This is a genomic window from Marmoricola endophyticus (assembly GCF_014644415.1).
Lineage (GTDB): Bacteria > Actinomycetota > Actinomycetes > Propionibacteriales > Nocardioidaceae > Marmoricola > Marmoricola endophyticus.
The window spans coordinates 2,947,554-2,970,719 of the sequence record NZ_BMKQ01000001.1 but is presented as its reverse complement, the minus strand read 5'-3'; the positions used below and the strand labels follow the sequence as shown (position 1 = coordinate 2,970,719).

Sequence of the window (23,166 nt, the reverse complement as noted above, 5' to 3'; positions counted from 1 at the left end):
ACCAGGAGCACCCGTGCCCGTCGACACCGCGCCCATCAGCCCGACCACCCCGCCCAGCGCGGCACCGAGCCGCCGGACAGGGCGGTGGATCGAGGAGTGGCGTCCCGAAGACACCGAGTTCTGGGAGGAGACGGGTCGACCGATCGCCCGCCGCAACCTGTGGTGGTCGGTCTTCGCAGAGCACCTCGGCTTCTCGGTCTGGCTGATCTGGAGCGTCAGCTCGGCGCTGCTGCTGGCCCAGGGCTTCGACTTCAGCGCCCAGCAGCTGTTCGTGCTCGTCGCCGTGCCCAACCTGGTCGGCTCGCTGCTGCGCGTGCCCTACACCTTCGCGGTCGGGCTCTTCGGCGGGCGCAACTGGACGATGGTCAGCGCGGGCCTGCTGCTGGTCCCCACGGTCGGCTTCGCGATCGCGGTGGCGAACACCGCGACGCCGTACTGGGTCTTCGTCGTGATCGCGGCGACCGCGGGCTTCGGGGGCGGCAACTTCGCCAGCTCCATGGCCAACATCAACTTCTTCTTCCCCTCCTCGGAGAAGGGCGCCGCGCTCGGGCTCAACGCCGCCGGGGGCAACATCGGCGTGTCCATCATCCAGCTGTTGCTGCCCGTGATCGTCGGCGGCGCCGGCATCTTCGGGCTGGTCAAGGCCAGTGAGAGCGGCACCCACCTCGCTCGTGCCGGCTGGGTGTATGCCGCCCTGGCTGTCGTCGCCACGCTCGCGGCCTGGCGGTTCATGGACAACCTCGGCACCGCGAGCGTGAAACCCCGCGAGCAGCTGCAGGTCGTGCGCGAGCCGCACACGTGGATCCTCTCGGTGCTCTACATCGGCACGTTCGGGTCCTTCATCGGCTACTCCGCCGCGATGCCGCTGCTGATCAAGCTGAACTTCTGGGTCCCCGACCCGGCCCCGCTCGGCACCGGCATCTACTTCGCGTACTACGCGTTCCTCGGCGCCCTCGTCGGATCCGTCACCCGTCCGCTGGGCGGCTGGCTGGCCGATCGGCTCGGCGGCTCGCGGGTCACGCTGGCGGCGTTCGCGGGGATCCTGGTCTTCACCCTCGGCATCCTGTGGACGCTGGGCCGACTCACCCCCAACCCGGGCGCCGACCCGGCCGTGGCCAGCGACAACCAGGGCTGGTTCCCGCTGTTCCTCGGCTTCTTCCTGCTGCTCTTCGCCGCCACCGGGATCGGCAACGGCTCCGTCTACAAGATGATCCCCTCGATCTGGCGGGCCCAGGCACTGGAGTCCACCACCGCCGGCACACCCGAGCGCGACGCCGCCGTCCTCGACTCGAACCGCAAGGCCTCGGCCTCGCTCGGCATCATCGGGGCGGCCGGTGCGGTGGGCGGCTTCTTGATCCCCCTGGCCTTCAGCGCACCGTGGGTGGACAGCCCGCTGTCGGCCACCAAGGGCGCCTTCTGGGTGTTCCTCGCCTACTACGCCGTGTGCGCCGTCGCGACGTACGCCGTCTACCTGCGCCGTACCCAGGCGAAGACCGCGATCGTGACCGTATGACGCCCCCCGTCACGCAGGCTGCCGCCGGCGCGCCGGACGCGACGGCGACCCACTGCCCGTACTGCTCCCTGCAGTGCGGCATGCAGCTGGTCGCCTCAGGACCGCGCGGCCGGTCGCTCGAGGTGCAGCCGTGGCCGGAGTTCCCCGTCAACGAGGGCGGGCTGTGCCGCAAGGGCTGGACCAGCACCGGGCTGCGCGGGCACCGCGAGCGGCTGACCACCCCACTGGTCCGCGACCGGGCGACCGGTGAGCTGCGCGCCGCCGAGTGGGATGAGGCCCTCGACCTGGTGGCCGACCGGCTGCGCGCACTGCAGGCGGCGCACGGCGCCGACGCGGTCGGCGTCTTCGGGGGCGGCGGGCTGACCAACGAGAAGGCCTACCTGCTGGGCAAGCTGGCCCGGGTCGCGCTCGGCACCAGCCAGATCGACTACAACGGCCGCTGGTGCATGAGCTCGGCCGCCTCGGCCGGCAACCAGGCCTTCGGGATCGACCGCGGCCTGCCCTTCCCGCTGGCCGACGTCGAGCAGGCCGACGTCGTCGTGCTCGTCGGCTCCAACCTCGCCGAGACCATGCCGCCCGCCGCCCGGCACCTCGACCGGGTCCGCGAGCGGGGCGGCCAGGTGGTCTGCATCGACCCGCGTCGTACGCCGACCGCCGAGCGCAGCGACGTGGTGCTGCAGCCCGTGCCGGGCACGGACCTCGCGCTGGCGCTCGGCGTGCTGCACCTGCTCGACGCGCGCGTCGCCGTCGACGAGGAGTACGTCGCCGCCCGGACCAGCGGGTGGGAGGACGTCCGCGCCACCGCCGCCGGCTGGTGGCCGGAGCGGGTCGAGCGCACGACCGGCATCGGCACCGCCGAGCTGCACGCACTGGTGGACCTGCTGGCCGGTGCCGAGCGTGCGATGGTGCTGACCGCGCGCGGCGCCGAGCAGCACAGCCAGGGCACCGCGACCGTCCTGGCCTGGATCGACGTCGCGCTCGCGCTCGGCATGCCCGGCAAGCCAGGCGCCGGCTACGGCTGCCTGACCGGCCAGGGCAACGGCCAGGGCGGGCGCGAGCACGGGCAGAAGTCCGACCAGCTGCCCGGCTACCGGATGATCGACGACCCGGCCGCCCGCGAGCACGTCGCGGCGGTGTGGGGCGTCGACCCGGCCACGCTCCCGGGCAAGGGGAGGTCGGCGTACGAGCTGCTCGACGCGCTCGGGCAGCCCGACGGGCCCCGGTCGCTGCTGGTCTTCGGCTCGAACATCGTCGTCTCGGCGCCTCGCGCCACCCACGTCTCCGAGCGGCTGGCCGCGCTGGACCTGCTCGTCGTGTGCGACATGGTGATGTCGGAGACCGCGGCCCTGGCCGACGTCGTGCTGCCGGTGACCCAGTGGGCCGAGGAGACCGGCACCATGACCAACCTCGAGGGTCGGGTGATCCTGCGGCGCCAGGCCGCCAGCGCCCCGGCAGGTGTGCGCTCGGACCTCCAGGTGATCGCTGGGCTGGCCGAGCGGCTGGGCTCGACGGCGACTTTCCCCACCGACCCGGAGGAGGTCTTCGCCGAGCTGGCGCGCGCCTCGGCCGGCGGCAAGGCCGACTACGCCGGCATCGACTACGCCCGGATCACCGCCGAGCACGGCGTCTTCTGGCCGTGCCCGGACCACGAGCACCCCGGGACGCAGCGGATGTTCGCCGACCGCTTCGCGCACGCCGACGGGCGGGCCCGCTTCGTCGACGTCGACCACGTCGGCACCGCCGAGCCCACCGACGCCGACTTCCCGGTGCACCTCACCACCGGGCGGGTGCTCGCTCAGTACCAGTCCGGCGCGCAGACCCGCCGGGTGAAGGACCTCCCCGACACCGGTCCCTTCGTCGAGCTCCACCCGATGCTGGCCGGCCGGGTCGGCGCCCGCGACGGCGAGCCGGTCTGCGTGCGCACCCGGCGCGGCACGATGACCGCGCCCGCTCGCGTCGTCGGCACGATCCGGCCCGACACGGTCTTCGTGCCCTTCCACTGGGTCGGCGCCAACCGGCTGACGAACGACGCGCTCGACCCGAGCAGCCGGATGCCCGAGTTCAAGGTGTGCGCCGCGGCGGTGAGCGCATGAACGGGGCGGACGGGATCGTCGTGGTCGGGGCCGGGATGGCCGCGACCCGGCTGGTCGAGGGGCTGGTGCGGCGCGGCATCGGCCCGGTGACCGTGCTCGGCCGCGAGCCGGACGCGCCGTACAACCGGATCCTGCTCTCGGCCCTCCTCGAGGGCACCCACCGCGAGGACGCGCTCGCGCTGCGCCCCGCGAGCTGGTGGGCCTCGCACGACGTCGAGCTGCGCACCGACGCCCGGGTCGAGGCGCTCGACCGCGAGCGGCACGAGGTGCGGCTGGCCGACGGCACGGTCGTGCCCTACCGCACGCTGGTCCTCGCCAGCGGCTCGATCCCCGTGCTGCCGCCGGTGCGTGGCGTCGTCGGCGAGGACGGTGCGCTGCACCCGGCCGTGCACGCCTTCCGCACGCTCGCCGACGTACGACGGCTCGAGGCGGCGCTGGCGCCTGGCGACGTACGGCGCGCGGTCGTCGTCGGTGGTGGCCTCCTCGGCCTGCAGGTGGCCCGCGCCCTGACCGTTCGCGGCCTGGTGGTCGAGGTGGTCGAGGGCGCCGAGCACCTGATGCGCAGCCAGCTCGGCGAGCGGGGCGGCGCGGTGCTGGCCCGCGACCTGGAGCGCCGCGGCACCCACAGCTACACCGGCGCCCGCGCAGTGCGGGTGACCGAGACGTCCGAGGGCACCGGCCTCGTGCTCGACAACGGCTACACGCTGAGCACCGACCTCGTCGTGCTCAGCGCGGGCGCGCGCCCGGCGACGGGCCTGGCGCAGCGCGCCGGTCTGGCGGTCGGCCGCGGCGTCGTGGTCGACGAGACCCTGACCACCAGCGACGCCGACGTCCACGCGATCGGCGACTGCGCCGAGCACGCGGGGCGCACCACCGGCTTCGTGGCCCCGGCCTGGGAGCAGGCCGAGACGCTCGCCGCCCACCTCGCCGGAGCGAGCGCGCGCTACACCGGGACCCGGACGGTGGCACGGCTGCGCGCGACCGACCTCGACGTCGCCGTCCTCGGCGAGCCGCGCGAGGCGGCCGCGGAGCCCGGCGCGCAGGTGGTCGAGATGACCAACCCGGTCACCTGCTCGCACCGTCGGCTCGTGGTGCAGGGCGGCGCGGTCGTCGCCGCCGAGCTGGTCGGCGACCTCTCCCGGATCGGGCTGATCACCCAGCACTTCGACCGCCGCACCGTCCTCGGCCCGCTCGAGCCGGGCGCCCTTCTCAGCGCCGACCGCCCCTCCTCCGGGTCGGCGGCGTCGGTGACCTCGATGCCCGACGAGGCCGAGGTCTGCACCTGCGCCGGCGTCAGCGCCGGCGCGATCCGAGCCTGCTCCTCGCTCGAGCAGGCCCGTGACAGCACCCGCGCCGGCACCGGCTGCGGCGGGTGCGCACCCGTCGTACGCCAGCTGCTCGCCACCCGTCCCTCGACCCAAGGAGCACGATCGTGACCACCCGCAGGATCGTCGTCATCGGCCACGGCATGGTCGGCCACCGCTTCGTCCAGGCCGCCGTCGACCGCGGCCTGACGCGAGACGCCGAGGTCGTCGTCATCGGCGAGGAGCCCCGCGTCGCCTACGACCGCGTGGCATTGACCTCGTGGTTCGAGGTCGGCAGCGAGGAGCTGTCGCTGCTGCCCACCGGGGCGTACGACGACCCCGGCATCCGCCTGGTCACCGGCACCGAGGCCACCTGCGTCGACACCGGCACGCGCACCGTCACCCTCGCCGACGGCGAGGAGCTGGCGTACGACGACCTGGTGCTGGCCACGGGCGCGGCACCGTTCGTCCCGCCGGTCGACGGCACCGACCTCGAGGGCGTCTTCGTCTACCGCACGATCGAGGACCTCGAGGCGCTGAAGGCGGCCGCCGAGCGCGGCGGCACCGGGACCGTCGTGGGCGGCGGCCTGCTCGGCCTGGAGGCGGCCAAGGCGCTCTCCGACCTCGGGCTGGAGACCCACGTGGTCGAGATGGCGCCGCGGCTGATGGCCGTCCAGGTCGACGACGCGGGCGGCGCCACCCTGCGCCGCCACATCGAGGAGCTCGGCCTGCACGTGCATGTCGGCGCGCGGACCACCGAGGTGATCGGCGAGGACGGCCGGGTCACGGCGCTCGGGCTGGCCGACGCCGACCCGCTGCCCACCGACGTCGTCGTCTTCTCGGCGGGCATCCGACCCCGTGACGCGCTGGCCCGCGAGGCCGGCCTCGACCTCGCCGAGCGCGGCGGCGTGCTGGTCGACAACCGGTGCCGCAGCAGCGACCCGCACGTGTGGGCCATCGGCGAGTGCGCCGCCCCGGCGGGGACGATGTACGGCCTCGTCGCGCCGGGCTACGCGATGGCCGAGGTGGTCGTCGACGCACTGGTCGCGGGCGACGACGCCGCCGGCCGCTTCGACGGCGCCGACATGTCGACCAAGCTCAAGCTGATGGGCGTCGACGTGGCCTCCTTCGGCGACGCCTTCGCGACCACCGAGGGCGCGCTGGAGCTGGTCTACGCCGACGCCGTGGCCGGGGTCTACAAGAAGCTGGTCGTCTCCGCCGACGGCACGACGCTGCTCGGCGGCATCCTGGTCGGCGACGCGACGGCGTACGGCGCGCTGCGGCCGATGGTCGCCTCCGCGCTGCCGCTGCCGGAGAACCCCGAGGAGCTGATCCTGCCTGCGGGCCGCGGCGGCGCCGAGATCGGGCTTCCGGACGAGGCCGTCGTCTGCTCCTGCAACACCGTCACCACGGCCGAGATCGTCGAGGCGGTCTCGGGCGACGACGCCTCCTGCGACACCCCGGCCTGCGTCACCGCCTGCACGAAGGCCGGCAGCACCTGCGGCTCGTGCAAGCCCGTGGTGAAGAAGATCGTCGAGGACCACTTCGCCTCGGTCGGCAGGGAGGTCGACCGCAGCCTGTGCGAGCACTTCGCGCTGACCCGCCAAGAGCTCTGGGACGTCGTCGCGGTGCACGGGCACACCAGCTTCGAGGCTGTCCTCGAGGCGCACGGCACCGGCCGCGGCTGCGACATCTGCAAGCCGGCCGTGGCCTCGATCCTCGCAACGAGGCTCAACCACCACGTCCTCGAGCCGGGCAACCGGACCCTGCAGGACACCAACGACGCCTACCTCGCCAACATCCAGCGCAACGGCACCTACTCGGTGATGCCGCGGATCGCCGGCGGCGAGATCACCCCGGAGAAGCTGATCGTCCTCGGAGAGGTGGCCAAGGACTACTCGCTCTACACCAAGATCACCGGCGGACAGCGCATCGACCTGCTCGGTGCCCGGATGGAGGACCTGCCGGCGATCTGGACGCGGCTGGTCGAGGCCGGCTTCGAGTCCGGCCACGCCTACGGCAAGTCCCTGCGCACGGTGAAGTCGTGCGTGGGCACGAACTGGTGCCGCTACGGCGTGCAGGACTCCACCGCCATGGCCATCGCCCTGGAGATGCGGTACCGCGGGCTGCGCTCACCGCACAAGATCAAGGCCGGGGTGAGCGGGTGCGCCCGCGAGTGCGCCGAGGCGCGCAGCAAGGACTTCGGCGTGATCGCGACCGAGAGGGGTTGGAACCTGTACGTCGGCGGCAACGGCGGCGCCACCCCCGCGCACGCCCAGCTGCTGGCCGGCGACCTCGACGACGAGACGCTGGTGCGCTACATCGACCGCTACCTGATGTACTACGTCCGCACCGCCGACCGGCTGCAGCGCACCTCGACCTGGATGGACTCCCTGGACGGCGGGCTCGAGCGGGTCAAGGAGGTCGTGGTCGAGGACGCACTCGGTCTGGGTGAGGAGCTCGAGGCCGCGATGGCGCACCACGTGGACACCTACTTCGACGAGTGGAGCGCGACGCTTGAGGATCCGGAGAAGCTCAAGCGCTTCGTGTCCTTCATCAACGCCCCCGACGTGCCGGACGCGAACATCGCCTTCGACACCGAGCGCGGCCAGTCCCGGGCAGCGACCGGCGACGAGCCGGTGGCCAGCGGGCCGGTCCCGCTCGGCGCGAGCATCCCGGTCGGAGCACCTCGGTGACCGCGCCGACGGAGAGCTCGGCCTCGCACCCGGCGGCGGGCTGGACGCGAGTGTGCCGTCTCGAGGACATCGAGGTCGAGGGTGGGGTGACCGCACTCGTCGACGGCAGGGCCGTCGCCGTCTTCCGTACCCACGAGGACGAGGTCCTCGCAATGGACAACTTCGACCCGTTCTCGCACGCCTCGGTCCTCTCCCGAGGGATCGTGGGCACTCGCTCGGTAGCAGGTGAGAGCGTTCCCTTCGTGGCCTCCCCGATCTTCAAGCAGGGCTTCGCGCTGCGCACCGGCGCCTGTCTGGACGACGACACCGTGCGCGTGCAGACGTACGCCGTGCGACTGGAGCCCGGCGACGAGTCCGGCGGTCCGACGATCCTGGTCGGCTCGCCCCACCAGCAGGGGACTGATGACTGAGGATCAGACCGAGAGCGCGGGCGCACCGCTCTCAGGCTTCCGTGTTGGCGTGACCGCCGCGCGCAAGCTGGACGAGCAGGTCGCACTGCTGGAGCGCCGCGGTGCGGACGTCGTGCGGGCTCCCGCTCTCTCGCTGGCGCCGAACCACGTCGACCAGCGGGAGCTGAGGGCGACCACGGAGGAGGTGCTCTCCGCCCCGGTGGACCTGTTCCTCGCCACCACCGGCGTCGGCATGCGTGCGTGGCTCGCCGCTGCCGACGAGTGGGGTCTGCAGGAGCGGCTCATCGAGCACCTCGGACACGCCGAGATCTTGGCACGTGGCCCGAAGAGCGTCGGCGCGCTGCGTCGGTTCGGACTGCGCGAGCTGTGGGCGCCGGAGTCCGAGGAGTTCGACGACGTGCTGGACCACCTGCGCGGGCGAGACCTGGGCGGTCGCCGGATCGTGGTGCAGGAGCACGGTCAGTCGCTCTCGATGGCAGGCCACGCGCTGCGCCGGCGAGGTGCCGAGGTGGTGACCGTCGGCGTGTACCGCGTCGTCCCCGCCGAGGACCCGGAACCGATGTTCGCCCTGATCGACCTGGTCGCCGACCGGGAGGTCGACGCGGTCACCTTCACCTCTGCCCCCGCAGTCGCGGCGATGATGGATGCTGCCGGCTCGACGGGGCGGCGCGACGAGCTGGTCTCCGCCTTCCAGGCCGACGTGCTCGCCTCGTGCGTCGGGCCGGTGACCTCGGCGGCCTTCGAGATGTGGGGCGTGCCCACCGTCTACCCCGAGCGCTCGCGACTCGCTGCGATGGTCAAGCAGCTCGAGGTCGAGCTGCCCTCGCGCCGAGACGGCCTGGGCGTCGAGCTCGCCGGCGGCCACCAGCTGCTGCTGCACGGTGACGAGGTGCTGCTCGACGGGACCGAGGTACGGCTCTCCCCCGCCACCAGCGCGGTGCTGCAGGCGTTGGTCAGCAACCCCGGCCACGTCGTCTCGCGGCAAGCGTTGCTGGCGATGCTGCCCAGTGGCACCGCCGGCTCGGAGCACGCGGTCGAGATGGCCGTCGCCCGCCTGCGTGCCGCGATCGGGACCCGATCGGTGCAGACCGTGGTCAAGCGCGGCTACCGACTGGCGGTGGCGCATGGGTGAGCCCGCGGACGGCGTGGACAGCCCCGTCACCCCTCGTCTGGTCACCGTCGCGCACGGCACCCGCAAGACTCCCGCCAACGCCGTCGCCGTGCGGACCACAGCCCTGGCGGCGCAGCGGATGGGCATCGGGGCGGTGACAGCGTACGTCGAGCTGTCGACGCCGCTCCTCGGCGACGTCCTCGCGGCCACGGCGCAGCCCACGGTCGTCCTCCCGATGCTGCTCTCGACCGGCTACCACCTGCGCCACGACCTGCCGCGGGCACTCGAGGCCAGCGCGGGGCCGGCGCTGCTGGGCCGCTCGCTGGGTCCGCACGCGCTGCTCGCCCGCGCGCAGGTCTCCCGGCTGCGCGAAGCCGGAGCCGTGCCGGGGAGCCCGCTGGTCATGGTGGCGGCCGGCTCCAGTGACGAGCTGGCCACCCGCGACCTGGAGCGGGCCGCCCAGCTCCTGGCCCACGCGTGGGGTGCCTCGGTCCGGGTGGCGACGCTCTCGGGCCGCGGCGAGCGACCCGAGGACGTCGTGCGCCGCGGCGACTGCGTCTCGCGCTACCTTCTGGCCGGGGGCTTCTTCGCCGACCGTCTGACCCGCGTGGCGCGCGACGCCGGGGCGCACGCGGTCGCCGAGGTCATCGGTAGTCACCCCGACGTGGTCGAGCTGGTCTGCCGCCGCACGCGCGCCCTCCTGGCGGCCCGCGTCCCGGGCTCGGAGAGGCCGGTCCTGGCCGGCTGAACGCGCCTCACCCCAGCGCGATCGCCGCGATCCCGGCGAGCACGATGCCCGCGCCGAGCAGGCCCCGGACCGGGCGCGCCTCGCGCAGCACGAGCCAGGACAGCAGGGCACCGATGACGATGCTGGTCTCGCGCACGGGTGCGACGAGCGCGACCGGCGCCAGCCGCATCGCCTCCAGCACCAGCACGTACGCCAACGGCGAGAGCAGCGCGACGACGAGCACCCGCCCGCGCTCGGCGCGCCACGCCGACGGCAGCGTCCGGCGTCCCTCTCGGCCGAGCATCACCGTCAGCCACGGCACCTGGAGGGCCTCGCCGAGCGCGAAGTACGGCACCGCGGGGATGGCGAGGTCGGTCACCGCGTGGTCGTCCCACAGCGTGTACGCCGCGATGGTCAGCCCGGTGGCCACGCCCCACGCCAGTCCGGCGCGCGCACCGGCACCGCCGGCGGCGACCACGAAGACGCCCACCAGGACCGCACCGACCCCCACCGCCGCGGCGAGGCCGAGCGACTCGCCCAGGAAGACCACCGCGACCACGGCCGTGACCAGCGGTCCGACCCCTCGGGCGACCGGGTAGACGACGTTGAGGGCACCTCGCGCGTACCCGCCCTGCAGCACCAGCGCGTACGCCGTGTGCAGCACGGCCGTCCCGAAGCCGCCGAGCAGCCACACCCAGCTGGGCCGGTCGCCGCTCACCACCACCCAGACGACCGCGACGGGCAACCAGATCAGCGCCGACCCGACGGTGTAGAGCCAGACGAAGGTCGTGCCCGGGATCGTGACCTGCTTGGCGGCGAAGTTCCACAGCGCGTGCAGCACGGCCGCGGTGAGCACGAGGGCGAGCGCGTCGGCCGGCACGGGTGCGACCCTGTCACGCCCCCGTGGGGGTCTCGTCCTCGGGCAGGCGCGCGGCTCGCCAGCACCACCAGATCAGCGGCAGCTGCAGCGGGAGTCGTACGAGCACAGCCGCGCGCTCGCCGCCCGAGGACCCCGCCGTCCGTCCACGTGTCGTACGCCTGCCAGAGGTTGCCGGGGAAGACCACCACCAGCAGGACCGCAGCGGCCAGCGCGCCGTAGCGTCGCGTGCGCGGCCACACCATCGCCGCGGCGCAACCGAGCTCGGCGACGCCGGAGACCGCTAGTCCCAGGGCGAGCCGCGCTTCCCACGGTGAGCTGCCACTCCCCACGGTGGGTACGCCGTGGGCAGTGAGTGTTCGTCTGCATACCGTGATGAACCGGCACGCGAAAGGGCCCCGGAGCAGTGCTCCGGGGCCCTTCGCTGTGGCGTACACCGATGAGTCGGCGGCGCGGGAGGTCTCGACGCCGGTCACGCGCGGGCTCGCTTCGCAGCGCCCGCGCGTCGACCGGCTCGACCTGATCGCCCACGGCCCCGCCCCGGCTTCGCCGGTGCGGGGCCTGGCGATCAGAAGTCCATGCCGCCCATGCCGCCCATGTCGCCGCCGCCGGGCATCGGCGCCGCCTTCTCGGGCTTGTCGGCCACGACGGCCTCGGTGGTGAGGAACAGCGCGGCGATCGAAGCGGCGTTCTGCAGCGCCGAGCGGGTCACCTTGGCCGGGTCGATGATGCCCGTGGCGACCATGTCGACGTACTCGCCGTCGGCCGCGTTGAGACCGTGACCCGGGGTCAGGCCGCGCACCTTCTCGGCCACGACGCCGCCCTCGAGGCCGGCGTTGACGGCGATCTGCTTCAGCGGCGCCTCGGCGGCCAGACGCACGATGTTCGCGCCGGTCTCCTCGTCACCCTTCAGCTCGAGCTTCTCGAAAGCACCGGCAGAAGCCTGCGCGAGGGCGACGCCACCACCGGCGACGATGCCCTCCTCGACGGCCGCCTTGGCGTTGCGCACGGCGTCCTCGATGCGGTGCTTGCGCTCCTTGAGCTCGACCTCGGTCGCGGCACCGACCTTGATGACCGCGACCCCGCCGGCCAGCTTGGCCAGCCGCTCCTGCAGCTTCTCGCGGTCGTAGTCGGAGTCCGACTTCTCGATCTCGGCGCGGATCTGGTTGACGCGACCCTGGATCTGGTCGGCGTCGCCCGAGCCCTCGACGATCGTCGTCTCGTCCTTGGTCACGACGACCTTGCGGGCCTGGCCCAGCATGTCGACGGTGACGCTCTCGAGGGAGAGCCCGACGGTCTCGGAGATGACCTGGCCACCGGTGAGGATCGCGATGTCCTGCAGCATGGCCTTGCGGCGGTCACCGAAGCCCGGCGCCTTGACGGCGACCGACTTGAAGGTGCCCTTGATCTTGTTGACCACCAGGGTCGACAGCGCCTCGCCGTCGACGTCCTCGGCCAGGATCAGCAGCGGCTTGCCGGTCTGCATGACCTTCTCGAGCACCGGCACGAGGTCCTTCACCGAGGAGATCTTGGACTCCACGATCAGCACGTACGGGTCGTCGAGGACGGCCTCCATGCGCTCGGGGTCGGTGAAGAAGTACGCCGAGATGTAGCCCTTGTCGAAGCGCATCCCCTCGGTCAGCTCGAGGTCCAGCCCGAAGGTGTTGGACTCCTCGACGGTGATGACGCCTTCCTTGCCGACCTTGTCCATCGCCTCGGCGATGATCTCGCCGACGGTGGAGTCGGCCGCGGAGATGGACGCCGTGGAGGCGATCTGCTCCTTGGTCTCGATGTCCTTGGCCATCCCGAGCAGCTGCCCGGACACGGCCTCGACGGCCTTCTCGATGCCGCGCTTGAGCGCCATCGGGTTGGCGCCGGCGGCCACGTTGCGCAGGCCCTCGCGGACCATGGCCTGGGCCAGGACGGTCGCCGTCGTCGTACCGTCACCGGCGACGTCGTCGGTCTTCTTGGCGACCTCCTTGACGAGCTCGGCCCCGATCTTCTCGTACGGGTCCTCGAGCTCGATCTCCTTGGCGATGCTCACACCATCGTTCGTGATGGTGGGCGCGCCCCACTTCTTCTCGAGGACGACGTTGCGGCCCTTGGGGCCCAGCGTCACCTTCACCGCGTCGGCCAGGGTGTTCATACCCCGCTCGAGACCGCGGCGGGCCTCCTCGTCGAAAGCAATAAGCTTCGGCATTCTCTGCGATCCTTTTCGCTGAGACGGGTGACTCCGAGGGTGCCCGCGACGGACGGCCCTGCGCACCGGCCGGACCCTTCCCGGCGGCCGCTGGGACCTCACCACCGGAGTCGGTGGATGGTCCTGCTGAATCAGCACTCTCGCCAGGAGAGTGCCAGCAGCCAGTCTGGCACTCGCCCCCCACGAGTGCAAACGTCAGCCGGGTGCTCCCGCGGCGACCCACTCGTCGAGAGAGCGGCCGTCGATCTCGGTGTCCTCGCCCGCCAGCGCCGCACCTCGCCGGGCCGCCCTCGCCGAGGCTCCCGGGAGCACCAGCGGTACGACGACCCGCCGCCGGCCGCGCGCCGCGTACGCCCTCCGCGCGGCCGTGGTCATCGAGACCACCTGGGGACCCGCCAGCTCCACCGTCCGCCCTTCGTCCGCGCCGTCGACCAGCCGTACGAGGTGGCTCACGACCGTGTCGACGTCCACCGGCTGCACCGGCTGACGCAGGCACAGCCGCAGTGGCCCGACACCGAGCTGGGAGGCGAGCTGCAGCGGGAAGGTGTGGAACTGGGTGGCGCGCAGGATGGTCGCGGGTACGTCCCCGGCCCGCGTCGCCTCCTCCTGCGCGAGCTTGCCGGCGTAGTGGCCCAAGCCCGGCATCCGGTCGATCCCGACGATGCTCAGGGTGACCACGCGCCGCACACCCGCCCTTGCCGCCTCCGTCTGCAGGTGGCGCGCCACCGCACCGAAGAAGTGGACGCAGCGCACCCGGGACTGCGCCGGCGTCGAGGTGCAGTCGAGCACGGCGTCCACGCCGTCGAGGGCGCCGGCCAGCCCGGCGCCGGACTCCAGGTCGACCCCCGCGGACCGGCCCAGCACCACCACGTCGTCGCCACGCTCCCGCAGCCGCGACACGACCCGGGCCCCCACCTGGCCGGTGCCACCGGCGACCGCCACCCGCATCTCGTCCCCCCTCGTCTGGACCGCAGGTTCCAGAGTGTCACCACCCGTACCGCACGATGTCTCCATGGCCACCTGGGCGCGTGTCGCGGCCGTCGTCGTCCTGCTGCTCGCCGGTGCCGGACTGGCGGCGGTGCTCCTGCGCGCCGGGGCGGACGACACCGCGGGGCAGCACACCGTGGCCTGTCGCAACGACGACGGCGACGCCGACCGGATCCAGGACGCCATCGACGACTCGGCGGACGGTGACGAGATCGTGCTGGCCGGCACCTGCCTGGTCGACGAGACGATCGTGCTGCGCGGGGCGCGCGGCTACCGCGGCGCGAGTGCCGCGACCGTCGTACGCGAGGCGCGCGGCAGCAACCTCCCCGCCGTCCTCGCCTCGGACTCGTGGGCGGCGAACAGCCAGGACACCGGCTCCCCGATCAGCCTGCGCGACCTGACGATCGACGCCAACGCCAAGGAGAACCCGCGGGCCGGCGACGGTGTGGTGATCAGGTCCTGGCGCTCGCAGATCGCGGACCTGCACATCATCGACGCCAAGCAGAACTGCCTGCGCCTGACCAGCCGGTCGCAGAACGGCACCGACCTGACCAGCACCCAGGTGGCGGGCACCATCCGCGGGGTGTTCGCCCAGCGCTGCGGCGACAACGGCGTGTACGTCGAGGACAAGGTCAACTCGGTCACCGACTGGAACCTCGTCGAGACCGTCGTCGGCGAGACCGGCGGGGACGGCATCGCGATGGAGAACGCCGGGGGATGGACGGTCCGCGCGAACCACGTCTACGACGCCGGCGGGAGCGGGATCGACGTCTTCCGCCTCTTCGCGACCACGATCACCGCGAACTACGTCGAGGACTTCGGCACCGGCAGCGGGCTCAAGGCGTACCTCCAGGGCGACGCCGCCAGCGTCATCGACGGCAACAAGCTCTTCCAGGCCGGGGACCGGCAAGACGGTGTGCTGCTGGACCTGATCGGGTCGTCGCAGGGACGCAGCGTCGCCACGGTGACGGCCAACGTCCTGGTGGGCAACGGCACCGGGACCGGGCTGAGCTACCGCACCGAGGGCGCCACCTTGGCCGTCACCTCGACGGGCAACAGCGTCAGCGGCGTCGCGACGCCCCTGACCGGGGTCCCGCCCGACGCGGGCTACTGAGCCGCCAGCGCGGCGCGCGCCAGCGCGTCGGCGTTGGCCGGGAGCACGTCGAGGTAGAGCCCCGGCTCGGTGACCTCGAGCTCACCGACCACGAGGTCGCCGTCGTACCGCAGGAGGTCGACCCGGGCGTACGCGAGCGGGACGCCGAGATGCTCCTCGGCCGCGGCGACGGTGCGCTCGGCGAGGGACACGGCCGCCGGCTCGAGGGGTACGCCACGGGTCGCGCCGCCGTAGCGCGGGTGGACGCGCACCTCCTCGCCCCCACCGGTCGTCTTGACCGCCTGCGAGACCGCCCGGCCGCCGAGGACGAAGACCGACCGCTCGCCCTCCGTCCGCACCGACTCGACGAGCGGCTGCACGATCCACGGGCCGGGGCCGAGCCCGGCCTCGTCGAGCCCGGGGACGCCGCCGTCTCGTCCGTCGAAGACCACGAGGCCCCGTCCGCCCGCACCGACGACCGGCTTGACCACCGACTGCTCGGCGGCGGCGAGCGCGGACGGAAGGTCCTCCTCCCCCTCGACCAGCTCGGTCGGGACGACCGGCAGGCCGGCGGCGACGAGGTCGAGCAGGTAGCCCTTGTGCGTGTTCCACGCGAACACGTCGACGCCGTTGAGCAGCGAGGGAACCTGCCGCGCCCAGGAGAGGAACTCGCCCAGGCGGCTCTCGTAGTCCCAGGTCGAGCGCACGACGACGCGGTCCACCGCGGTCCAGTCGACGCTCGGGTCGTCCCAGACCGCCCACGACGCCTCGGCGCCGGCAGCGGCGAACGCGTCGATCAGCAGGGAGCCGCCCGGCTCACCCTCCGGCAGGTCGTGCGAGGTCGCCAGGAGCACCGTCGTCATGGGCCCCAGCCTGCCAGTCGCCGGTCGTCGCGGCACCGTCCGCGTGCGGGCACGAGGGAAAGGTGCCGAGGTCGGCGACGTCGTACCCGTCAGGGTAGCTACGGATCTGCGGCATCTCCCGGACGTACGACGGCCTCTCCCGCGCCGGCCGCGTCGCGACGAACCGTGCGCGCAGCTTGACCCCGCCACGGAACGCGAGACGCTCGAGGGCACTCGGGCGGGCGTACCCGAAGGCGTCCAGCAGCGCGTCGTCCATCAGCGCCTTGGAGAAGCGCCGGACCAGCCATGCCGGCAGCATCGACTGCGGCGGGAAGGTGGCCATCAGGTCCAAGGTGGCCTCGGAGACCGCGACGGCGCCCGCGTCGTACCCGAAGCGCTCGGCCTCGTAGGCGTCCATCGCCTCGCCGAACGCGCGCCAGGTCGCCGGGACGTCCTTGATGTTCATCAGCCTGCCGAGGCGGCGGTAGTAGTTCGCCGAGGCGACCTTCTCGTGCTCGGTCAGCGGGCGGTAGCCGTACTCGTCGAGCCAGCGGATCGGCACCACCACGAAGGTGCAGAGCACGTAGCGCAGGTCGTCCTGAGGGATGTTCCAGAAGCCGTGCATCTGGTTCATCCGGCGCACCGCCCGCCGGCCCTGCGGCGACTCCAGACCGTGCTCGGAGGCCGCCTCGAGGATCAGGGCGGTGTCGTCGTAGCGCTTCTGGGTGCGCTCGGTGAACTCGCCCGTCCGGGCGAGCAGCCCGCCGATGGACGGGACGGCGTACGTCCGGTAGAGCGCGAGCCCGAGCGACTGGTTCATGTCCCAGGGGAACTCGTGCGCGGCGAGGATCCGGTAGATCTCCTCGAAATCCGACTCGGCGTCGAGCGCGGCGACGTGCCGCTGCCAGTGCGTGCGGTCCAGGCTCATCACCGTGACAGTAGTGCTGTCACGGTTGTGCGACAAGGGTCACACGCGCCCCGGTCAGACCAGTCCGGCCTCGGCGAAGGCGTCGTACGAGGCCTTGATCGTGGCCCGCGGGCCGACCTGGTCGGAGACCGCGTCGAGGGTCTTCAACCCGTGCCCGGTGTTGATCGCGACGGTCTCCTTGGTCGGGTCCAGGAGCCCGGCGGCGACCAGCTTCTCCAGCACCGCCATCGTGGTGCCCCCGGCGGTCTCGGTGAAGATGCCCTCGGTGCGCGCGAGCTTGACGATCGCCGCCCTGACCTCGTCGTCCGTCACGTCCTCGACCGCGCCGCCGGTGCGCTTGGCGACGTCGAGGACGTAGATCCCGTCGGCGGGGTTGCCGATCGCCAGGCTCTTGGCGATCGTGTCCGGCTTGACCGGACGGATCGCGTCGACGCCGGCCTTGTACGCCGTCGAGACCGGCGAGCAGCCCTCGGCCTGCGCGCCGAACACGGTGTAGGGCTTGTCCTCGACCAGGCCGAGCTCGATCAGCTCGCGGAACGCCTTGTCCACCTTGGTCAGCTGCGAGCCCGAGGCGACGGGGATGACGATCTGGTCGGGCAGCCGCCAGCCGAGCTGCTCGGCGATCTCGTAGCCCAGGGTCTTCGATCCCTCGGCGTAGAACGGGCGGACGTTGACGTTGACGAACGCCCAGCCCTCCTCCTCCGCAGCGATCTCCTGGGCGAGCTTGTTGACGTCGTCGTAGTTGCCGTCGACGGCGATCAGCGAGTCGGTGAAGACGGCGGAGTTGACCTGCTTGGGGTGCTCGAGGTTGCTCGGGATGAGGACCACGGTGCGCATGCCGGCGCGCGCCCCGGCCGCGGCGACCGCGTTGGCGAGGTTGCCGGTGCTCGGGCAGGCGAAGACGGACGCACCCAGCTCGCGGGCAGCGCTCAGCGCGCACGCGACGACGCGGTCCTTGAAGGAGTTGGTCGGGTTGGTCGAGTCGTCCTTGACCCACAGCGTGTCGATGCCGAGCTCGCGGCCGAGGTTCTCCGCACGCAGCAGCCGGGTGAAGCCGGGCTCGGTGTTCGGGCTGGACTCGATGTCCGCCGGGACCGGCAGCAGCGCCTTGTAGCGCCAGATGTTGTTCGGCCCCGCCTCGATCTCGTCGCGGGTCAGCGCCGGGAAGGAGTAGGCCACCTCGAGGGGGCCGAAGCACTCGGGACAGGCGTACGACGGCCCCAGCGGCTGCACCGCGCCGCACTCGCGGCACGAGAGCCCGGTGGCGTTGCCGAAGGCGCCCTCGCGCAGCTGCGGGTCCTGGGTGACCGCCTTCTCGGTGGTCGGGTCGGCTGCTTCGTCGGCGACGGATGTCGGCTGCGGGCTCACGCGGATCTCCTCCTCATCTTCCCCGAGCGACGGATCTCGACCTCGGGACGGATGTGGCACCAGCTCCGCGCGCAGCGACCCAGGTCGGTCGGTGCGCTCGCGGACGGTTGCCGGGGCTTCAGCGGGCCGTGTCCCTCTGCCCCTCTCGATGAGCAGCGCCAGCCTAGGGAACGCGCGACCTCCGCCGTGAACCGGCGTCCCGCATGTCGGGATACGCGTCCGTGATGCGAGACGGCGAGGCGGTCTCGTCGCCTACCTCACGGGGTCTCGACGCGCTCGCTGGCGCTCGCTGCTCGACCACCCACGTGATCGAGCCCGACCGAGCGCCCAGCGAGGGAGGGACGTCGAGACCACCTGCCCTGGCTCAGGTGTGCTCAGCCGGCGCGGACCCCGGTGTCGGCGGCGAGCCTGCGCAGGAACTCCTGCACACCGTCCGGACCGTCGACGACGACGTCCGCGAGGTCGACCAGTGCGCGCTCCTCCGGGGAGCCGGCGCAGACCAGGAGGCCTGCGACGGCCCCCTGCTCCCGCAGGTCGCGGACCGCACGGAAGGCCGCGACGTCGCCCAGGTCGTCGCCGACGAAGCAGAAGGCCTGCGCCCCGACCTGCTCGACGAGCCGGCGGACCGCGGCCCCCTTGTCGGTCCCCGGGGCGCGGACCTCGATCACCAGCCTCCCCGGCTCGACCTGGAGGCCGAGCTCCTCGGCCAGCCCGCGCACCGGGTCGAGGAGCCGGTCGAAGGCGCCCCTGGGGTCGTCCAGGCGCCGAGTGTGTATCCCGACGGCGAGGCCCTTGTCCTCGACGTACGCCCCCTCGGCGTCGTACCGGCGCAGCAGACCGGGCAGCCGCGACTCGAACGTCGACAGGCCGCGCGGGGGCTGTGGCGAGAGGATCCGGCGGTCCACCGAGGACCAGCGCTCGTTCCCGTACTGCCCGAGGACGTGCAGCACCCGGCCGTGCTGTCCGACGGCCACCCCGACCTCCTCCAACCCGCCCAGGGCGAGCACCTGACGCGCGGGTCGACCGGTGATCACGGCGAGGGCGGAGACGGACTCGGCGAGGTCCACCAGCAGGTCGCCGGTCCCGGGAAGGATGGTGGCCGCGGCCGGGTCCTCGACGATCGGGGCCAGGGTCCCGTCGAAGTCCATGCCGACCACCAGGCCCGAGGCGTGGGCGACGACGTCCTCGTAGTGCCGCTCGGCCTCGGCGCTGCGGAAGTCCATGGCCACGATTCTGTCCCACCCCGGCCATATCAGTACGCCGAAGGCCCTGGAGCGGACCTGGAGCGGCTCCGCACGACTCCGCAACGGCTCCGGAGCGACCTCCGGCCGGCCGGTCAGGCCCGGTAGTCGGCGGTGACGATCAGGGTGAGCCGGTCGTTGCGCATCGGGCTGACCGCCGGCTTGACCCGGTCGATCCCGAGGTCCTTGGCCAGCAGCCGGGCGGCGGGCTCGAGGGACGCCGGGTAGTACACGGTCGGCTGCGGGATGGTGCCGTACCAGTTGTCGGTCCCGATCACCTTCCACCCGGCGCCCTTGACCTTGCCGGAGGTACGGGCGGCGAGACCGGTGGTCGAGGAGTTGTTGAACACCGACACGCTGACCTTGCCCCGCTCGACCGCAGGAGAGGCCGCGGCGGTGGGTGAGGACGTGGCCGAAGGCTTCGCGGAGGGCTTCGTGGACGGCGTCGTCGACGCACTGGGGGTCGACGGGGTCGACGCGGCGGGGGCGCTGGTCGAGGCGCTCGGCGTCTGGCGCGAGGAGGCGGTGGTCGCGGTGTCAGGCTCGTCGGAGCCCTTGCCGAGCCCGGCGACGTACGTCGCCGCGGCGATCGCGACCAGCACGATCGCCACCAGCATCACGCGGGACGGGGCGACGACGCCGGACTCGTCGTGACGCGGCCGCCCGCTCGCCGGGTCGGCGGCGTTGTCGGTACGTCGGGTCATCTGGTCCTCCACGTGCTCTGGGGAAGTGTGGGGCGTGGGGCGCGGGGAGCGCTCAGACCTCGAAGCCGAGGCGACGGGCCTGGCGCTGGCGCTGGCGGCTGGCGCGCAGACGACGCAGCCGGCGGACCAGCAGCGGGTCCGCCTCGAGCGCCTCCGGCCGGTCGATGAGGGAGTTGAGTACCTGGTAGTACCGGGCGGCCGACATGTCGAACTGCTCGCGGATGGCCTGCTCCTTGGCGCCGGCGTACTTCCACCACTGGCGCTCGAAGTCGAGGATCGCGACGTCTCGCTCGGAGATCTCGCGGGGCTCGGGTCGGTCCACGGCGGCACTCTCGGCAGACATGGTCTTCGATCGGCTCCTTCGACGGCGGCGGCACGACGCCTCGTGGCAGCACGAGCGCGTTCCCTGCACTGTAGGCGAGGAATGACAGCGCTGTCATTCGATGCGCGGCGAGTCGCGCGACCGGCCGGGGCCGGTGCCGCACCGGCGGGGACCTGTCTACCGTGTCGGTCATGGACGAGATCGAACCCGTCGGCTGGGGAATCTGCTCGACCGGCACCATCGCCCACAGCTTCGCCACCGACCTGCACCTGCTCAACTCCGCCCGGGTGGCGGCGGTGGGGTCGCGTGAGCTGTCCTCGGCGGAGGCCTTCGCCGCGGAGCACGGCGGCACGGCTCACGCGTCGTACGCCGCGATGCTCGAGGACGACACCGTCGACGTCGTGTACGTCGCCTCCCCGCACGCGCTGCACCCCGAGCACGTCGCGATGGCGCTGGACGCCGGGAAGCCGGTGCTGTGCGAGAAGCCGGTCGCGCTGAACGCGGGCCTGACCTCGACGATGCTGGACCACGCCACCGCCAGCGGGCTGTTCTTCATGGAGGCCATGTGGATGGCCTGCAACCCGCTGGTCCGGCACCTGCGCGAGCGCCTCGCCGCCGGCGACTTCGGACAGCCGCTGCAGCTCGTCGCGGACCTCGGCTTCCGCGTGCCCGACGACGCCTCCCCGCGGATGTGGGACCCGGCGCTGGGCGCGGGCGCGCTGCTGGACATGGGGATCTACCCGCTGACCCTGGCACAGCTGCTCCTCGGGGACCCGGCCGAGCTGGCGCCGGTGGCCCAGCTGTCGTCCTCGGGAGTCGACGTGAACGTCGCGATCTCGGCACGCTACGAGTCCGGCGCCGTGGCGGCACTGACCGCCTCCATGACCGCCCAGTCGCCGCGCACCGCCAGCATCGCCACCGACCGCGGGCGCCTGGACCTCCCCTCGGGCTTCCACCACCCCTCGTACGCCACCTGGACGGCGTACGAGGACGGCCGGGCCACCGAGCCGGTCCGCATCGACCCTCCGTCTCCGCTGATCGGCACCGGGCTGGGCAACGAGGCGGTCGAGGTCGGCCGCTGCCTCCGGGCCGGCGAGCTGCAGAGCCCGCTCGTCCCCCACGCCCAGACGCTCGCCCTGATGCAGCAGATGGACCTGATCCGCTCCGAGATCGGGGTCGTCTACCCCCAGGAACGCGACTGATGAAGCGGGCCGGGGTCGCCCTCGCGCTGCTTGTCGCAGTGCTGGCGACCCTCGCGCCCGCGGCGTACGCCGACGCCGCAGACTTCCCGGACCTCACCGCCGGAACGAGGGTGTACGACGAGACCGGCCGCTCACTCTCGACCACGCAGACCGCCGCCCTCCAGCGCCGGCTGGACGCGCTCGAGGCCCGTACCGGAGCCGACGTCGTGGTGCTCGTCCGCGACCGTGAGGCCGATCCCGAGGAGACCCTGGAGGAGGTCGAGGCCCTGCAGCAGGCCTGGGTCGCGGCTACCGGGACCGACCAGGACACCGCCGGCGCCCTGCTGGTCGACCGCGAGCCCGGCAGCGACGACGACGCCCGCGCCGGCGTCTTCCTCGGGTCGACGTACGACGACGGCAACGTCCCCCGCCGTGAGCAGGAAGACCTCGTCGAGGAGGCGCTGATCCCGCCGCTGCGCGACGGCGACGTCGCCCGCGGCCTGACCGCCGCCGTCGACCGGCTCGAGAACGACATCCGTGACGGCCCCCCGGCGGAGACCGGGCTGCGCGGGCTGGTGGACCGGTCCCCGGCGCTGCAATGGGGGTACGCGGCACTAGTGGCGCTCGGGTTCCTCGCCGCCCTCCTCCTCTTCCTGAGGAGTCACCGGCCGACGTCGCGCCGCCCGCCTCGCACGACCCACCGCCCCGACGAGGACACGCCGCATGCCCTCGTCGCCACGCTCGTCGGACCGTCCGCGCTCTTCCTCACGCACACCGTGCCCGCCACCCTCCTGGCACTGGCGGACCGCCGAGCGGTGGCGTTGGAGCAGGGGCAGGGCCCGTCAGGCCCCTCCGGGCTCCAGGTCCGGCTGGTCGACGAGGACGCGGTCGGGCCCGCGCAGATCGACCGGGCCGTCTGGCGAGAGCTGCGAGGGTGCTCGCACGGCGACGTGGTGCGTGGCGCCGACCTGCGCAGGGTCAGCGCGCCGCGGCCGGCGTACAAGGAGGCCATCCGCGAGGACCTCCGGAGCCGTGGGTGGTACGACGACGGCTACCGCCGCGGACTGCTCCGGTGGGGTCTCGTGGGCGGCTGGGGCGCCGCGCTGCTCGGTCTCGGCTTCGCGATCGTCACCGACGACGGCTGGGTGGTGGGCGTTGCCGCCCTGTCGACCTTCGTCCTGGTCCTCGGCGTGGTCTTCCTCGCCCTGGCGCACCCCGTCCTGTCCTCCGCCGGACGCGAGGCCAGCCAGGCCTGGAAGGCGTACAAGGCGGGGTTGCGGAAGGCCGACGTCGCGACGCTGCGGAGCATCGGGGTCGACGACCTGCTGGCCGACATCGTCGCGCTCAACCTGCGCCGACCGATGCGGCGCACTCTCGCCAGCGCTCTCGAGAACCGCCCGGACGGGCCACATGGGGCCCTCGCGGTCGTCGCGACCGGCTCGGCGGTCGACGGCTGGCGGCTGTTCAACAACACGTTCCCCCGGTCGAGCGGCGGCGGCGGGACGGTGTCCGGCGGCGGCGCCGGTGGTGGAGGCGGCGCAGCCGGCAGTACCTGAGGCGGCGTACACC

General features: G+C 72.9%; 20 protein-coding genes and 1 riboswitch. Of the genes, 10 read left to right on the top strand and 10 right to left on the bottom strand.

Features of this window, described 5'->3' with window-relative positions; all coding sequences use genetic code 11:
- Positions 1 to 13 precede the first annotated feature (13 nt).
- From IEX42_RS14600 to IEX42_RS14570, 7 genes are read left to right on the top strand one after another with little or no spacing between them, the layout of a single operon-like run.
- On the top strand, positions 14 to 1,513 hold the full coding sequence (locus IEX42_RS14600; RefSeq protein ID WP_229660882.1) for an MFS transporter: 1,500 nt from the start codon (positions 14 to 16) through the stop codon (positions 1,511 to 1,513).
- Complete coding sequence (locus IEX42_RS14595) at positions 1,510 to 3,606, top strand: molybdopterin oxidoreductase family protein (RefSeq protein WP_188780424.1); 2,097 nt, start codon at positions 1,510 to 1,512, stop codon at positions 3,604 to 3,606. The genes IEX42_RS14600 and IEX42_RS14595 overlap by 4 nt, the downstream gene beginning before the upstream one ends.
- Complete coding sequence (locus tag IEX42_RS14590; RefSeq protein ID WP_188780423.1) at positions 3,603 to 5,042, top strand: FAD-dependent oxidoreductase; 1,440 nt, start codon at positions 3,603 to 3,605, stop codon at positions 5,040 to 5,042. Before IEX42_RS14595 ends, IEX42_RS14590 begins: the two co-directional genes overlap by 4 nt.
- Entirely contained in the window at positions 5,039 to 7,606 is a 2,568-nt protein-coding gene (nirB, locus tag IEX42_RS14585; RefSeq protein WP_229660881.1) for a nitrite reductase large subunit NirB, read from the top strand. Before IEX42_RS14590 ends, nirB begins: the two co-directional genes overlap by 4 nt.
- A complete protein-coding gene (nirD, locus tag IEX42_RS14580) occupies positions 7,603 to 8,016 on the top strand; it encodes a nitrite reductase small subunit NirD (protein ID WP_188780422.1) in 414 nt (137 codons plus the stop codon). Before nirB ends, nirD begins: the two co-directional genes overlap by 4 nt.
- Positions 8,009 to 9,148, top strand: coding sequence for a uroporphyrinogen-III synthase (locus tag IEX42_RS14575; protein ID WP_188780421.1), 1,140 nt, complete (start codon positions 8,009 to 8,011; stop codon positions 9,146 to 9,148). The genes nirD and IEX42_RS14575 overlap by 8 nt, the downstream gene beginning before the upstream one ends.
- Positions 9,141 to 9,875 (top strand): sirohydrochlorin chelatase, encoded by a 735-nt coding sequence (locus IEX42_RS14570; RefSeq protein ID WP_188780420.1) that lies wholly within the window; start codon positions 9,141 to 9,143, stop codon positions 9,873 to 9,875. Before IEX42_RS14575 ends, IEX42_RS14570 begins: the two co-directional genes overlap by 8 nt.
- Before the next feature lie 7 nt (positions 9,876 to 9,882).
- Here the strand turns inward: IEX42_RS14570 and IEX42_RS14565 are convergent, their stop codons facing one another.
- From IEX42_RS14565 to IEX42_RS14555, 4 genes are all read right to left on the bottom strand, one after another.
- Positions 9,883 to 10,695: an EamA family transporter gene (locus tag IEX42_RS14565; protein WP_505712076.1), complete on the bottom strand. Its 813-nt coding sequence runs from the start codon at positions 10,693 to 10,695 to the stop codon at positions 9,883 to 9,885.
- Positions 10,605 to 11,063: a DoxX-related protein gene (locus IEX42_RS18380; RefSeq protein ID WP_505712075.1), complete on the bottom strand. Its 459-nt coding sequence runs from the start codon at positions 11,061 to 11,063 to the stop codon at positions 10,605 to 10,607. Before IEX42_RS18380 ends, IEX42_RS14565 begins: the two co-directional genes overlap by 91 nt.
- A gap of 236 nt (positions 11,064 to 11,299) precedes the next feature.
- Positions 11,300 to 12,931, bottom strand: coding sequence for a chaperonin GroEL (groL, locus tag IEX42_RS14560; RefSeq protein WP_188780418.1), 1,632 nt, complete (start codon positions 12,929 to 12,931; stop codon positions 11,300 to 11,302).
- 195 nt (positions 12,932 to 13,126) lie between these two features.
- A complete protein-coding gene (locus IEX42_RS14555) occupies positions 13,127 to 13,879 on the bottom strand; it encodes an SDR family oxidoreductase (RefSeq protein ID WP_188780417.1) in 753 nt (250 codons plus the stop codon).
- A 64-nt stretch (positions 13,880 to 13,943) separates the two neighbouring features.
- On the opposite strand from IEX42_RS14555, the gene IEX42_RS14550 reads away from it, so the two are divergent.
- Positions 13,944 to 15,032: a right-handed parallel beta-helix repeat-containing protein gene (locus tag IEX42_RS14550; protein WP_229660880.1), complete on the top strand. Its 1,089-nt coding sequence runs from the start codon at positions 13,944 to 13,946 to the stop codon at positions 15,030 to 15,032.
- Here the strand turns inward: IEX42_RS14550 and IEX42_RS14545 are convergent.
- The 6 genes from IEX42_RS14545 to IEX42_RS14520 all read right to left on the bottom strand — a co-directional run bounded on the left by IEX42_RS14545 (position 15,026) and on the right by IEX42_RS14520 (position 20,437).
- Positions 15,026 to 15,874: an ATP-grasp domain-containing protein gene (locus IEX42_RS14545; protein ID WP_188780416.1), complete on the bottom strand. Its 849-nt coding sequence runs from the start codon at positions 15,872 to 15,874 to the stop codon at positions 15,026 to 15,028. The two genes, IEX42_RS14550 and IEX42_RS14545, sit on opposite strands and share 7 nt — an antisense overlap.
- Positions 15,828 to 16,781 carry an oxygenase MpaB family protein gene (locus IEX42_RS14540; protein WP_188780415.1) on the bottom strand — a complete coding sequence of 318 codons (954 nt, stop codon included), beginning with the start codon at positions 16,779 to 16,781 and terminating at the stop codon, positions 15,828 to 15,830. The genes IEX42_RS14545 and IEX42_RS14540 overlap by 47 nt, the downstream gene beginning before the upstream one ends.
- Positions 16,782 to 16,835: 54 nt before the next feature.
- Positions 16,836 to 18,071 (bottom strand): threonine synthase, encoded by a 1,236-nt coding sequence (thrC, locus tag IEX42_RS14535; RefSeq protein WP_229660993.1) that lies wholly within the window; start codon positions 18,069 to 18,071, stop codon positions 16,836 to 16,838.
- Positions 18,072 to 18,159: 88 nt separating this feature from the next.
- A riboswitch (SAM riboswitch) is annotated at positions 18,160 to 18,304 on the bottom strand.
- 219 nt (positions 18,305 to 18,523) lie between these two features.
- Positions 18,524 to 19,372 carry a trehalose-phosphatase gene (otsB, locus tag IEX42_RS14530; RefSeq protein ID WP_188780413.1) on the bottom strand — a complete coding sequence of 283 codons (849 nt, stop codon included), beginning with the start codon at positions 19,370 to 19,372 and terminating at the stop codon, positions 18,524 to 18,526.
- Positions 19,373 to 19,485: 113 nt separating this feature from the next.
- Entirely contained in the window at positions 19,486 to 20,094 is a 609-nt protein-coding gene (locus IEX42_RS14525) for a LytR C-terminal domain-containing protein (protein WP_188780412.1), read from the bottom strand.
- Between the two features lie 52 nt (positions 20,095 to 20,146).
- The gene (locus IEX42_RS14520) at positions 20,147 to 20,437 is read right to left on the bottom strand and encodes a DUF3263 domain-containing protein (protein ID WP_188780411.1); all 291 of its coding nucleotides are present in this window, start codon (positions 20,435 to 20,437) and stop codon (positions 20,147 to 20,149) included.
- A 170-nt stretch (positions 20,438 to 20,607) separates the two neighbouring features.
- On the opposite strand from IEX42_RS14520, the gene IEX42_RS14515 reads away from it, so the two are divergent.
- The gene (locus tag IEX42_RS14515) at positions 20,608 to 21,618 is read left to right on the top strand and encodes a Gfo/Idh/MocA family protein (RefSeq protein ID WP_188780410.1); all 1,011 of its coding nucleotides are present in this window, start codon (positions 20,608 to 20,610) and stop codon (positions 21,616 to 21,618) included.
- Positions 21,618 to 23,153: a DUF2207 family protein gene (locus tag IEX42_RS14510; RefSeq protein ID WP_188780409.1), complete on the top strand. Its 1,536-nt coding sequence runs from the start codon at positions 21,618 to 21,620 to the stop codon at positions 23,151 to 23,153. Before IEX42_RS14515 ends, IEX42_RS14510 begins: the two co-directional genes overlap by 1 nt.
- Positions 23,154 to 23,166 lie beyond the last annotated feature (13 nt).

Excerpts from the sequence above, each read along its gene's own strand:
- IEX42_RS14595 (WP_188780424.1), top strand. The coding sequence starts at position 1,510 with ATGACGCCCCCCGTCACGCAGGCTGCCGCCGGCGCGCCGGACGCGACG.
- IEX42_RS14590 (WP_188780423.1), top strand. The coding sequence starts at position 3,603 with ATGAACGGGGCGGACGGGATCGTCGTGGTCGGGGCCGGGATGGCCGCG.
- IEX42_RS14575 (WP_188780421.1), top strand. The coding sequence starts at position 8,009 with ATGACTGAGGATCAGACCGAGAGCGCGGGCGCACCGCTCTCAGGCTTC.
- IEX42_RS14570 (WP_188780420.1), top strand. The coding sequence starts at position 9,141 with ATGGGTGAGCCCGCGGACGGCGTGGACAGCCCCGTCACCCCTCGTCTG.
- groL (WP_188780418.1), bottom strand. The coding sequence starts at position 12,931 with ATGCCGAAGCTTATTGCTTTCGACGAGGAGGCCCGCCGCGGTCTCGAG.
- IEX42_RS14555 (WP_188780417.1), bottom strand. The coding sequence starts at position 13,879 with ATGCGGGTGGCGGTCGCCGGTGGCACCGGCCAGGTGGGGGCCCGGGTC.
- IEX42_RS14550 (WP_229660880.1), top strand. The coding sequence starts at position 13,944 with ATGGCCACCTGGGCGCGTGTCGCGGCCGTCGTCGTCCTGCTGCTCGCC.
- IEX42_RS14545 (WP_188780416.1), bottom strand. The coding sequence starts at position 15,874 with ATGACGACGGTGCTCCTGGCGACCTCGCACGACCTGCCGGAGGGTGAG.
- IEX42_RS14540 (WP_188780415.1), bottom strand. The coding sequence starts at position 16,781 with ATGAGCCTGGACCGCACGCACTGGCAGCGGCACGTCGCCGCGCTCGAC.
- otsB (WP_188780413.1), bottom strand. The coding sequence starts at position 19,372 with ATGGACTTCCGCAGCGCCGAGGCCGAGCGGCACTACGAGGACGTCGTC.
- IEX42_RS14525 (WP_188780412.1), bottom strand. The coding sequence starts at position 20,094 with ATGACCCGACGTACCGACAACGCCGCCGACCCGGCGAGCGGGCGGCCG.
- IEX42_RS14520 (WP_188780411.1), bottom strand. The coding sequence starts at position 20,437 with ATGTCTGCCGAGAGTGCCGCCGTGGACCGACCCGAGCCCCGCGAGATC.
- IEX42_RS14515 (WP_188780410.1), top strand. The coding sequence starts at position 20,608 with ATGGACGAGATCGAACCCGTCGGCTGGGGAATCTGCTCGACCGGCACC.
- IEX42_RS14510 (WP_188780409.1), top strand. The coding sequence starts at position 21,618 with ATGAAGCGGGCCGGGGTCGCCCTCGCGCTGCTTGTCGCAGTGCTGGCG.